Annotated in this window: 9 protein-coding genes; 5 read left to right on the forward strand and 4 right to left on the reverse strand. The window is 70.0% G+C overall.

Annotated elements, in window-relative coordinates; translation table 11 throughout:
- Genes eboE through OG379_RS32535 form a run of 3 tightly spaced genes read left to right on the forward strand, consistent with a single transcriptional unit; the run spans window position 1 to window position 3,682 of the window.
- The gene (gene eboE / locus OG379_RS32525) at window positions 1–1,176 is read left to right on the forward strand and encodes a metabolite traffic protein EboE (protein WP_405666682.1); all 1,176 of its coding nucleotides are present in this window, start codon (window positions 1–3) and stop codon (window positions 1,174–1,176) included.
- On the forward strand, window positions 1,173–2,570 hold the full coding sequence (locus tag OG379_RS32530; protein WP_405666683.1) for an alkaline phosphatase family protein: 1,398 nt from the start codon (window positions 1,173–1,175) through the stop codon (window positions 2,568–2,570). Before eboE ends, OG379_RS32530 begins: the two co-directional genes overlap by 4 nt.
- A 41-nt stretch (window positions 2,571–2,611) precedes the next feature.
- The gene (locus OG379_RS32535) at window positions 2,612–3,682 is read left to right on the forward strand and encodes a sugar phosphate isomerase/epimerase family protein (RefSeq protein WP_405666685.1); all 1,071 of its coding nucleotides are present in this window, start codon (window positions 2,612–2,614) and stop codon (window positions 3,680–3,682) included.
- A gap of 68 nt (window positions 3,683–3,750) precedes the next feature.
- Here the strand turns inward: OG379_RS32535 and OG379_RS32540 are convergent, their stop codons facing one another.
- From OG379_RS32540 to OG379_RS32555, 4 genes are all read right to left on the reverse strand, one after another.
- Entirely contained in the window at window positions 3,751–5,142 is a 1,392-nt protein-coding gene (locus OG379_RS32540; protein ID WP_405666686.1) for an OFA family MFS transporter, read from the reverse strand.
- Between the two features lie 123 nt (window positions 5,143–5,265).
- Window positions 5,266–7,422, reverse strand: a complete 2,157-nt coding sequence (locus OG379_RS32545; protein WP_405666688.1) for an acetate--CoA ligase family protein — start codon at window positions 7,420–7,422, stop codon at window positions 5,266–5,268.
- 2 nt (window positions 7,423–7,424) lie between these two features.
- Window positions 7,425–8,663, reverse strand: coding sequence for a formyl-CoA transferase (gene frc, locus OG379_RS32550; protein ID WP_393760635.1), 1,239 nt, complete (start codon window positions 8,661–8,663; stop codon window positions 7,425–7,427).
- Between the two features lie 16 nt (window positions 8,664–8,679).
- The gene (locus tag OG379_RS32555; RefSeq protein WP_362928138.1) at window positions 8,680–10,371 is read right to left on the reverse strand and encodes a thiamine pyrophosphate-binding protein; all 1,692 of its coding nucleotides are present in this window, start codon (window positions 10,369–10,371) and stop codon (window positions 8,680–8,682) included.
- Between the two features lie 166 nt (window positions 10,372–10,537).
- Between OG379_RS32555 and sucC the strand changes: the two genes are divergently transcribed.
- Window positions 10,538–11,674, forward strand: a complete 1,137-nt coding sequence (sucC, locus tag OG379_RS32560) for an ADP-forming succinate--CoA ligase subunit beta (RefSeq protein WP_405666689.1) — start codon at window positions 10,538–10,540, stop codon at window positions 11,672–11,674.
- A 2-nt stretch (window positions 11,675–11,676) separates the two neighbouring features.
- Window positions 11,677–12,579 (forward strand): succinate--CoA ligase subunit alpha, encoded by a 903-nt coding sequence (gene sucD / locus OG379_RS32565; RefSeq protein WP_405666690.1) that lies wholly within the window; start codon window positions 11,677–11,679, stop codon window positions 12,577–12,579.
- Window positions 12,580–12,843: the final 264 nt, after the last annotated feature.

Here is a 12,843-nt window from a genome sequence, read left to right on the forward strand (position 1 = left end):
ATGCGCTTCCGCCACCCCGACGGCTCGACCGTGCACCTCGCCTACTGCACCAACGTGCACCCCGCCGAGACCCTCGAAGGAGTCCGCGCCCAGCTGCGCGACCACTGCGAACCCGTACGCAAACGGCTCGGCCGGGACCGCCTCGGCATCGGGCTCTGGCTCGCCAAGGACGCCGCCCGTGCCCTGATCAACGACCCCGCCGCCCTGCGCTCCCTGCGGGGCGAACTGGAGAACCGCGGTCTCGAAGTGGTCACCCTCAACGGCTTCCCGTACGAGGGCTTCGGGGCCCAGGAGGTCAAGTACCGCGTCTACACACCGGACTGGACCGATCCCGAACGGCTCTCCCACACCACCGACCTGGCCCGGCTGCTCGCCGCGCTGCTCCCCGACGACGTCACCGAAGGCACCATCTCCACCCTGCCGATCGCCTGGCGCACCCCGTTCGCCGACGACCCCTCGGCAGCGGTCACCGCGCGGAAGGCGTTCACCACGCTCGCACAGCGGCTCGACGCCCTCGACGAGCTGACCGGCAAGGCCATCAGGATCGGCCTCGAACCCGAACCCGGCTGCACCGTGGAGACCACCGCCGACGCCATCGGCCCCCTCACCGCGGTGGGCCACGACCGCATCGGCATCTGCGTCGACACCTGCCACCTCGCCACGTCCTTCGAGGACCCGGACGCCGCTCTCGACGCCCTGCGCGCGGCCGGGATCACCATCGCCAAGGCCCAGCTCTCCGCGGCACTGCACGCCGAGCACCCCCATCTGCCCGAGGTGCGTGCTGCCCTGGGCGCCTTCGCCGAGCCCCGCTTCCTGCACCAGACCCGCACCCTCACCGGTGCGGGCCTCCGCGGGACCGACGACCTCGACGAGGCTGTCTCCGGAGGCGCGCTTCCCGACAGCACCCCCTGGCGCTCCCACTTCCACGTCCCCCTGCACGCGCCCCCCGCACCCCCGCTCACCTCCACACTGCCCGTGCTCCAGTCCGTACTGAACCGGCTGGTCGGCGGACCCGCGCCCCTCACCCGGCACCTCGAGGTCGAGACGTACACCTGGCAGGCGCTCCCCGCCGAGCTGCGGCCGCGCACCCGCACCCAGCTCGCCGACGGCATCGCCGCCGAGCTCACCCTCGCCCGCGACCTCCTCGTCGACCTCGGACTCAAGGAGCTCCCATGACAGCGCCCGGCGCCGGAACGCGCCCCACCCCGCTCCTCGTCCTCGACGTCGTCGGCCTCACCCCCCAGCTGCTCCAGCACATGCCGAATCTCCAGGCCATGGCCGGAGCCGGCGCGCAGGCCCCCCTCTCCACCGTCCTGCCCGCCGTCACCTGCGCCGCCCAGTCCACCTTCCTCACCGGCACCACCCCCTCCGAACACGGCATCGTCGCCAACGGCTGGTACTTCCGCGAGCTCGGCGACGTCCTCCTGTGGCGCCAGCACAACGGCCTCGTCGAGGGGGACAAGCTCTGGGACGCCGCCCGGCGCGCCCACCCCGGCTACACCGTCGCCAACATCTGCTGGTGGTACGCGATGGGCGCCGACACCGACTGGACCGTCACCCCCCGCCCCGTGTACTACGCCGACGGCCGCAAGGAGCCCGACTGCTACACCCGTCCCCCGGCGCTGCACGACGAACTGACCGAGAAACTGGGCACCTTCCCCCTCTTCCATTTCTGGGGCCCCGGCGCCGACCTCGTCTCCTCGCAGTGGATCATCGACGCCACCCGGCACCTCCTCACCACGCGCAGCCCCGACCTGGCCCTCTGCTACCTCCCGCACCTCGACTACGACCTCCAGCGATTCGGCCCCGACGACCCCCGCTCCCACCGGGCCGCGGCCGACCTCGACCGCGCCGTGGCCCCCCTGCTGGACGACGCCAGGGCCGAGGGCCGCACCGTCGTCGCCCTCTCCGAGTACGGCATCACGCGCGTCGACCGGCCCGTCGACATCAACCGGGCCCTGCGCCGCGCCGGACTCCTGGAGGTGCACACCCAGGACGGCATGGAGTACCTCGACCCGATGGCCTCCCGTGCCTTCGCGGTCGCCGACCACCAGCTCGCCCACGTGTACGTACGCCGGCCCGAGGACCTCGACGCCACCCGGGAGGCCCTCGCGGACCTCCCCGGCATCGCGGAACTCCTCGACGACGAGGGCAAGAAGGCGAACCACCTGGACCATCCCCGCTCCGGCGAACTGGTCGCCGTGGCGGAGAAGGACGCCTGGTTCACGTACTACTACTGGCTCGACGACGACCGCGCGCCCGACTTCGCGCAGCTCGTGGAGATCCACCGCAAACCGGGCTACGACCCCGTGGAGCTCTTCATGGACCCCCAGGACCCCTATGTCCGGGTCAAGGCCGCCTCGGCGGTCGCCCGCAAGAAACTCGGGATGCGCTACCGCATGGCCGTCGTCCCCCTGGATCCGTCACCTATCCGCGGCAGCCACGGCCGTCTGCCCACGAGCGACGACGAAGGTCCGCTCATCCTCTGCTCCACCCCCCACGCGTTCAACGGCCGAGTCCAGGCCACCGAAGTGAAGTCCTTGCTCCTCCAGCTTGCCGGACTCCACTGACAATCCGCCCCGCCCGCACGTTCACAGGGAGATTCGTGATCATGAGCCGCACCCCGAAGGACCCCGAGCTCGCGCGCAGACTCAGCCGCCGCAACGTCCTGGGCGTCGCCGCCGGAGCCACGGCCGCGACCCTCCTCAGCGGCGCCGCCGCCCAGGCGGCCGGTCCGCACAGCGGCCAGGGACACGGCCACGGACATGGCAACGGGCACGGCAAGGGCCGCGCCGTCCTGCCTCCGGGCCGCCTCGGCATCCAGCTCTACAGCCTCCGCGACAAGGTCTCCACCCTCGGCTTCGCCCCCGTCTTCGCCGAACTCGAGAAGTACGGTTACGACGAGATCGAGTTCGCCGGATACACCCAGGGCTCGGCCGGAGCCATCACCCTCGGCCAGCTCAAGAAGCTGGCCGAGGACCACGGGCTCAACCCCATCGGCAGCCACGTCAACTACTACGACGACAACAACCCCGACGCCTACTCCTTCGCGCAGAACCTCACCAAGGTCCTCGACGAGGCGGAGGCCCTCGGCCTCAAGCACATCGGCACAGCCTCCGGGCCGTTCCGCTACGGCGACACCGTCGACGGCTGGAAGCGGGCGGCCGAGGACTTCAACACGTACGGCGCCGCCGCCCGCAAACGCGGGATGAAGTTCTACCAGCACAACCACGCGGAGGAGTTCTCCTTCGCCACCGACAAGCCGAAGGTGCGCCTCTACGACGTCCTGCTCGCCGAGACCGACCCCGACCTGGTCTACCTCGAGATGGACATCTACTGGGCGTTCTGCGCGCAGTTCCGCTTCGGCAAGCGCGTGGACGGCACGCCGGCCCCCTTCAATCCCATCGACTACGTACTCAAGCAGCCCGACCGCTACCCCCTCTTCCACGTCAAGGACGGCACCCGCAACGACGCCGCCCGCGACGGCTACGACATGACGGACGTCGGTGACGGCGACATCGACTACAAGAACTTCCTGAGCCGGGTCACCGCGCGGACCCACCGCGGCCGTACCTACCACCACTGGCAGACCGAGCACGACAACCCGGTCGAGTCCTTCGCCTTCGCCCGCAAGTCCAGCGAGCACCTGCACTCGCTCCGCGAGAGCCGCTGCGGCGACTGACGCCCGACGGCACACGCGTGGGGCCCGGTTCCAGGAACCGGGCCCCACGCGTGTGCTGCGGTGTGCGATCAGTCGGTCTCCCGGATCACCGGGGCCGGGCCGGCCTTCACCAGCGGGTTGCCCTTCCGGTCGCGGCCGGGTGCCGCGAGGAACAGCGCGAGGAATCCCGCGAAGAACGAGATGCTGCCCGCCAGGATGAACGCGCCCTTGAGCCCCCAGGCATCGACGACGAGGAAGCCCATCCCCGCTCCGAGTCCGGAGACGAGCTTGGAGCTGTAGACCATGCCGTAGTTGGTGGCGTTGTTGTTCTCACCGAAGTAGTCCGCGGTCATCGCGGCGAACATCGGGAAGATGGCGCCGCCGCCGAAGCCCGAGATCGCCGAGAAGAGCAGGAACAGCGGCAGGTTCTGCAACTCGGCCGCCCCGATGATGCCGAACTGGGCGAGCCCCAGGATGACGCAGACGTAGAGCAGGCACTTCTTGCGGCCGTAGAGGTCGGAGAGCCAGCCGATGACGCCGCGCCCCGTGCCGTTGACGATCGCCTTGAGCGACATGGCTGTGGCCACGATGCCCGCGGCGAAGCCCGCGTCCTGGCCGATGTCGACCTGGAAGGCGATACCGAAGATGTTGACGCCGGAGGTACAGGCGAGGCAGCACCACATCAGCGCAACGCGGCCGGTCCTCCAGGCCTCGCCGGGGGAGTACTGCTTGATGGCCGGAGGGTTCTTCTCCAGCGCACGGCGGGCCCGTGGGTCCTCGGGCGGGTTGAGCGGGTCGGCCTCCGCGGGCCACCAGTTCTTCGGCGGGTCCCGGAAGAAGAAGCCGGCGCAGGCGACGAGCGCCGCGAGGAAGACACCCACCGACACCAGGACCCACCTGAAGTTGGTGATGTCCATGAACCCGGTGAAGATGAAGACGAACGGCACCGAACCGTAGGCGAAACCGCCGTTGACGAAGCCCGTCTTGCCACCCCGGCGCTCCGGGTACCACTTGCCGACCATGTTGACGCAGGTGGCGTACACCATGCCCGCGCCCATGCCGGAGAACATGCTGAAGCCGAGGTACGCGAAGATCACATGCGGGGCGTACGCCAGTGACAGATAGCCGAGGAGGGTGCCCGTCGCGCCGAGCATCATCGCCCAGCGGGCGGGCAGCCTGCCGGTCTCCCTGAGTCTGCCCGCGGGCATCGCGACCGCGGCCTGGAAGAACACCCAGACGGTCATCATCCAGTAGATGTGACCGCTGTCCCAGTTGTGCGCGTGGTGCAGCGTGTCCTCCGCCGACGCGAAGGCGTACTCGGCCGAGCTGATGCCCATCATGCCGATCCACGGCAGGATGACCATCCACTTGCGCTTGCGGCCCATGATGTCGATGTCGCTCTCGCCAAGGCGGTAGGTCCTGCCGTTGGCGTCCGTCACCTCCCTGTAGGGGACGGAAGTCGAGATGTCGGTTGTCGCCATGTAGATCGAACCCCTTGCGTGGAAGAAGTCTGGCCAGCGCCCCCTGCCCGTTCTCACTTCGCGCGGGGGTCCGCGGCCGAGCGGTACGCCGCAGACCCCGTGGTTCGAGCCGTCGTCATCAGGTCATCGGCCACCGCCCAGCAACCCGGCGGCCCTGGCCCACCTGTACTTCGCGCCGAGTACGGCGACCGGCCGCTCCGTGGTGTACGGATACGCGACGACACCCCTCTCGAACAGGTATGCGCATGCCTCCTCGACCTCCGTGTCACCGGCGAGCGACGCCACCACAGGCTTCTCGATCCCGCGCGCGCGGAACTCCTCCACCACCCGGGCCGTGAGCTCCGCGAAGACCATCGGCGGGGTGACGATCGTGTGCCAGTAGCCCAGCACCAGCGCGTGGATCCGTGGATCCTCCATCCCCAGCCGGATCGTCGCCTCGTACGTCGACGGCGGCTCACCGCCCGTGATGTCGATCGGGTTCCCGGCCGCTCCGAACGGGGGGATGAACGCCTTGAACGCCGTGTCCAGGTCCGGCGGGATCTCCATCAGCGAGAGCCCGTTGTCGACGATCGCGTCCGACAGGAGCACCCCCGAACCACCGGCCCCCGTGATGATCACGACGTTGTCGCCCTTGGGGGCCGGCAGCACGGGCAGCGCCCGCGCGTACTCGAGCATGTCGTTCAGCCCCGGGGCCCGGATCACCCCCGCCTGCCGCAGGATGTCGTCGTACACGGCGTCGTCCCCGGCCAGGGCGCCCGTGTGGGAGCCCGCCGCCCTGGCGCCCGCGCTCGTCCGGCCCGCCTTGAGGACCACGACCGGCTTCTTCGGCACGGTCGCCCGCGCCGCCTCCACGAACGCCCGCCCGTCCTTGAGGTCCTCCAGGTGCATCGCGATGCACTCGGTGTTCGGGTCCTCGCCGAACCAGGTCAGCAGGTCGTCCTCGTCGATGTCCGACTTGTTGCCGAGGCCGACGATCGCCGACACCCCCGTCTTCGTCGACCGCGCGAAGCCCAGGATCGCCATGCCGATGCCACCGGACTGCGAGGTCAGGGCCACCGGGCCCTTGACGTCGTACGGGGTGCAGAACGTGGCGCAGAGGTCCTGCCACGTCGAGTAGTAGCCGTAGATGTTCGGCCCGAGAAGCCGCACCCCGTGCTCCTCGCCGATCGCCACGAGCTCGTCCTGGAGGGCCTGTTCGCCCGTCTCGGCGAAGCCGGACGGAATGAGCACGGCGTTGGGGATCCCCTTGCGGCCCACCTCCTGGAGCGCCGACGCGACGAACTTGGCGGGTATCGCGAAGACCGCCACATCCACCTCACCGGGAACGTCGGTGACACTCTTGTACGCCTTGCGGCCGAGAATGTCATCGGCCTTGGGGTTCACCGGATGGATCTCGCCCGCGAACCCGCCGTCGATGAGGTTGCGCATCACCGAATTGCCGATCTTGCCCTGCTCGTTGGACGCGCCGATGACCGCGACCGAACGCGGCTCCATCAGCCGGCGCATCGATACGAGGATCTCCTCCCGGCTGTAGCGCCGCCGCGCCTTCACCTCCTCGGTCGTCAGCAGGATCCGGATGTCGGCGGCGACAGCGCCGTCCGGAGACGCGATGACGGGGTTGAGGTCGACCTCCGCGATCTCCGGGAAGTCCGTGACCAGTTGGGAGACCCGCCGGATCTGCTCCGCCAGCGCCCACCGGTCCACGGCCGGCGCTCCGCGCACCCCCTTGAGGATCTCCGCGGCGCCGATCGAGTCGAGCATCGACCGCGCCTCGTCCGCCGTCACCGGTGCCAGCCGGAAGGTGATGTCCTTGAGCACCTCGACCAGGACACCGCCGAGGCCGAACGCCACCACCTTCCCGAACGTGGGGTCGGTGACCGCACCGACGATGACCTCCTGGCCGGGCGGCACCAGCTGTTGCACCTGTACGCCGTCGATCCGCGCGTCGGCCGCGTAGGCCTTCGCGTTCTTCACGATGGTGCAGAACGCCGCGCGCACCTCCTTGGCGCCCGACACGCCGACCACGACGCCGCCCGCATCCGTCTTGTGCAGGATGTCGGGGGAGACGATCTTGAGGACCACCTGCCCGCCGAGACGGTCGGCCAGCGCCACCGCCTCGTCCACGTCCCGGGCCAGGCCCTCGCCCGGCACCGTTATCCCGTACGCGTCGGCGACGACCTTCCCCTCCGGCGCGGTGAGCGCGCTGCGCCCCTCGCCCCGGACCCGGTCGAGCAGTGCCCTGACGCGCTCATGCTCCTGGTTCTCGACTGTTCCGGCCATGCTCAGATGACTCCGTTCGTCTTGAGAAGCCGCAGTTCCTCGTCACCCAGGCCCAGCTCGCCGACGTAGACCTCCGCGTTGTGCTCACCGAGCAGCGGGGAGGTGACGATGTCGACGGGGGAGTCGGACAGCTTCAGCGGACTGCCGACGGTGGTGAAGGTGCCGCGCTCGGGGTGTTCGACGCGGACCACCATCTCGTTGGCGGCGAGGGACTCGTCCTCGACGATCTCCTTGGTGGAGAGGATCGGACCGCACGGGATGTTGTGCGCGTTCAGCTGTCCCAGGACGTCCCACTTGGGGAGCGTCGCCGACCACTCCTCGATCAGCTGGAACATCTTGCCGAGCTTCGGCAGCCGGGACTCGGGCGTCGCCCACTCGGGGTCGTCGGCCAGCTCCGGCCGGCCTATCAGCTCGGACAGGGGCTTCCAGCCGACCGGCTGCACGATGACGTACACGTAGTCGTTGGGGCCGCCCGGCGCGCACTTCACCGCCCACCCGGGCTGGCCGCCGCCGCTGGCGTTGCCGCTGCGCGGCACCTCGTCGGCGTCGGCGGTGTCCTGCGCGTTCGGGTACTCGGCGAGGGGCCCGTGCTCCAGCCGCTGCTGGTCGCGCAGCTTGACCCGGCACAGGTTGAGCACCGCATGCTGCATCGCCACGTTCACCCGCTGGCCGCGCCCGGTGTTCTCCCGCTGGAAGAGGGCGGCGAGGATGCCGGCGACCGCGTGGATGCCCGTACCCGAGTCGCCGATCTGGGCGCCGGTGGCGAGCGGCGGGCCGTCGGCGAAGCCGGTGGTGGACATCGAGCCGCCCATGGCCTGCGCGACGACCTCGTACGCCTTGAAGTTGGTGTACGGGCCCTCGCCGAAGCCCTTGATCGAGGCGTACACGATCCGGGGGTTGATCTCCTGGATCCGCTCCCAGGTGAACCCCATGCGGTCCACGGCGCCAGGGCCGAAGTTCTCCACCATCACGTCGCTGCGGCGGATGAGTTCGGTGAGGATCTCCTTGCCGCGCTCGCTCTTGGTGTTGAGGGTGATGCTCCGCTTGTTGCAGTTGAGCATCGTGAAGTAGAGGGAGTCGACGTCGGGCAGATCGCGCAACTGCTTGCGGGTGATGTCGCCGCTCGGCGCTTCCAGCTTGACCACGTCCGCCCCGAGCCAGCCGAGCAGCTGGGTGGCGGAGGGACCGGACTGTACGTGCGTCATGTCGAGGACGCGCACGCCCTCAAGAGCCTTGGTCATGCCAACCGCTCCTCTGTCACTTGTACATGGTCTGGTTCATCGTTCCGGGGGCGTACGCGTCCGGGTCGACCCAGACGTTGATGAGCGAGGGCAGACCCGACTCGCGGGCCCTGCGCAGCGCGGGTGCGATGTCGGCGGGGTCGCGTACCTCTTCGCCGTAACCACCCAGCATCTGGGCGAACTTGTCGTAGTGGACGTCGCCGAGGGTGTTGCCGACCCGCTCGCGCTCGTCTCCGTACTTGGCCTTCTGGCCGTAACGGATCTGGTTCATCGAGGAGTTGTTGCCGACGATGCCCACGAAGGGGAGGTTGTAGCGGACCAGCGTCTCGAAGTCCCACCCGGTGAGGGAGAACGCGCCGTCACCGAAGAGCGCCACGACCTCCTTGTCGGGCCTGGCCTGCTTGGCGGCCAGCACGAACGGCACCCCGACCCCGAGCGTGCCGAGCGGGCCCGGGTCCATCCAGTGGCCCGGGGTGCGGGGCTGGACGACCTGTCCGGAGAAGGTGACGATGTCGCCGCCGTCCCCGATGTAGATGGAGTCCTCGGTCAGGAAGTCGTTGATCTCGCTCACCAGCCGGTAGGGGTGGATGGGCGAGGCGTCCGACTTCAGCTGGGGGAGCCGCTTCTCGATCGACGTCTGCTCGGCGGCCCGCAGTTCGTCCAGCCAGGCCTTGCGCAGCGCGGATCCGCCGTTGAGCCGGCCGCTCGCCGCCTCCGTGACCGCCTTCAGGACGAGCGAGGCGTCGCCGACTATGCCGAGGTCCACGTCGCGGTTCTTGCCCACGGTGCGGTAGTCCAGGTCGATCTGGACGACGGTGGCGGCCGGGGAGAGCCGCTTGCCGTAGCCCATCCGGAAGTCGAAGGGGGTCCCCACGATCACGATCAGGTCGGCGTTGGAGAAGGCGTAGCGCCGCGAGAGCTGGAAGTGGTGCGGATCGCCGGGCGGGAGGGTGCCGCGGCCCGCCCCGTTCATGTACGCCGGGATGTTGAGCGTCCGGACGAGCTCGGTGGCGGAGTCCGTCGCGCGGGTCGTCCAGACCTGACTGCCCAGCAGGATCGCGGGCTTCTCGGCGTGGACGAGCAGATCGGCGAGCTTCTCGATGTCGGCCGGGTCACCTGCCCCGCGGGTGGACGCACGGTACCGCCCCGCCTCGGGGACCCGCGCCCGGTCCGCCGGGACCTTCGCGTCCAGCACATCGCGCGGGATCTCCAGGAACGACGGGCCGGGCGCCCCGTGGTAGCACTCCCGGAACGCCATCGACACCATGTCCGCCGCCCGCGCGGTGTCCGGCACGGTGGCCGCGAACTTGGTGATGGGGGTCATCATGTCGACGTGCGGCAGGTCCTGGAGCGAGCCCATCTTGTGCTGGGTGTGCGCTCCCTGACCACCGATCAGCAGCATCGGCGACTCGGCACGGAAGGCGTTGGCGACACCCGTGACGGCATCGGTCGTCCCGGGACCCGCGGTGACGACGGCGCACCCCGGCTTCCCGGTGATCCGGGCGTAGCCGTCGGCCGCGTGGGCGGCCACCTGCTCGTGCCGTACGTCGACGACTTCGATGCCCTCGTCGACGCAGCCGTCGTAGATGTCGATGATGTGGCCGCCACAGAGGGTGTAGATGCGTTCCACCCCCTCCGCCTTGAGTGCCTTGGCGACCAAGTGCCCACCGGAGATGAGGTTCTGGCTGTCCTGGCTGTCCTCGGGCATGGCGATGTCCTGTCCCTTCGTAGGGGAGTGCGGGAGCCGCTCCGCCGCTCCCGCGGTACATTGCATACAGTCGACGAATACTGTATGAAGCTTGTTATCCCGCATCCGGTGGGTGGTGTCCAGGGGGCGTGCGGCACTTTCACAATCGGCACGATCGGGAGTGGCTATGGATCTGTACGAGCACCAGGCAAGGCAACTCTTCGCGGATCACGGCATCGCCGTACCGGACGCCGAGGTCGTGGACCACCCGTCCGCGGTGCACGCCGCGGCCGAACGGCTGGGCGGCAGGGTCGTCGTCAAAGCACAGGTCAAAGTGGGTGGCCGGGGCAAGGCCGGCGGGGTGAAGGCCGCCGCGGACCCGGCGGCAGCCGTCGTCACCGCGCGCGGCATCCTCGGCATGGACATCAAAGGCCACCTCGTCCGGACCGTGATGCTCGCTCAGCCCGTCGACATCGACGCGGAGTTCTACGTCAGCTACGTGCTGGACAGGGCGGCCGGGACCTTCCTCGCCATCGCCTCGGCGGAGGGCGGCATGGACATCGAGGAGGTCGCCGCCACCCGGCCGGAGGCCGTGGCCCGGATCCCCGTGGACCCGGCCGAGGGGGTCACGGCGGCCAAGGCTGCACGGATCGCGGAGGCGGCCTCCCTCCCGACGGAGACCGCACCCGTGCTGCAGGCGCTGTGGCAGGTCCTCACCCAGGAGGACGCCCTCCTCGTCGAGGTCAATCCGCTGGTCCGCACCACGGACGGCCGAATCCTCGCGCTGGACGGCAAGGTCACACTGGACGACAACGCCGCCTTCCGGCAGTCCCGTTGGGGTGCGGACACCGCCGACCCCCACGGGGACCCGCTGGAGGCGGCGGCCGCCGCCAAGGGGCTCAACTACGTCAAGCTCGACGGCGAGGTCGGAATCATCGGCAACGGCGCCGGACTCGTCATGTCCACCCTCGACGTCGTCGCCGGCTGCGGCGCACGCCCGGCCAACTTCCTCGACATCGGAGGAGGAGCCTCGGCCCGCGTCATGGCCGACGGGCTCACGGTCATCCTCTCCGACCCGTCGGTGAAGTCCGTCTTCGTCAACGTGTTCGGCGGCATCACCGCCTGCGACGCGGTCGCCGACGGGATCGTCCAGGCCCTCGACTCGGTCCACCTGACGAAACCCCTGGTCGTCCGCCTCGACGGCAACAGCGCGGCACGCGGGCGGGCGATCCTCGACGACCGTGCGCACCCGATGATCCAGCAGGTCACCACGATGGACGGCGCGGCCGACCGAGCAGCCCGACTCGCCCTGGGAGGGCACTGATCATGGCCATCTTCCTCAGCAAGGAGAGCAAGGTCCTCGTCCAGGGCATGACCGGCGCCGAGGGCATGAAGCACACCAGGAGGATGCTCGCCGCGGGCACCCAGATCGTCGGCGGCGTCAATCCGCGCAAGGCGGGCCGCACCGTGGACCTCGACGACCGTACGGTCCCCGTCTTCGGCTCCGTACGCGACGGCATGGACGCCACCGGCGCCGACGTGACCGTCGTCTTCGTCCCGCCGCCGTTCGCCAGGGCGGCCGTGGTCGAGGCGGCGGACGCCGGCATCGGTCTGGCCGTGGTCATCACCGAGGGCATCCCCGTCCACGACGCCGTGGCCTTCCACGCCCACGCGAAGGCTCGCGGCACACGCGTCCTCGGGCCCAACTGCCCCGGGGTGATCAGCCCGGGGCAGTCCAACGCGGGCATCATCCCCGCCGACATCGCGACGAAGCCCGGCCGCATCGGCCTGGTCTCCAAGTCGGGCACGCTCACCTACCAGCTGATGCACGAGCTGCGCGAGACCGGCTTCTCCACGGCGGTGGGCATCGGCGGCGACCCGGTGATCGGGACGACGCACATCGACTGTCTGACGGCCTTCGAGAACGACCCGGACACCGAGCTGATCGTCCTGATCGGCGAGATCGGCGGCGACGCGGAGGAACGCGCCGCGGCCCACATCGCCCGGCACATCACCAAGCCGGTGGTCGGCTACATCGCCGGCTTCACGGCCCCCGAGGGCAAGACGATGGGCCACGCCGGAGCGATCGTCTCGGGGTCGAGCGGCACGGCCGCGGCGAAGAAGGCGGCGCTGGAGGCGGTAGGGGTGGCGGTAGGCGCCACCCCGACGGAAACGGCCCGCCTGGCAGAGGACAGGCTGCGCGCGAATTCGGGTCCGTCCGGCGTTTGAGGACGTTCCTGTGCTTTTGGGGTGAGGGCGCGAATTCGGGTCCGTCCGGCGTTTGAGGACGTTCCCGCGCTCCTGGGGTGAGCGCGCGAATCCCAGCCCGTCCGGCGTTTGAGGACCGGGGTCCGGGGCGGAGCCCTGGTTACGGGAAGGGGCGGGCAGGGGAACAGGCCCGCCGCAGGCGCCCCGCCCGCCCCGTCACGGCACCCCGCCCCGCCACCGCGCCCCGCCCCGTCACCGCGCCCCGCGCCCCGCCCCGTCACCGCA

It is taken from the genome of Streptomyces sp. NBC_01166 (assembly GCF_045039765.1).
GTDB lineage: Bacteria > Actinomycetota > Actinomycetes > Streptomycetales > Streptomycetaceae > Streptomyces.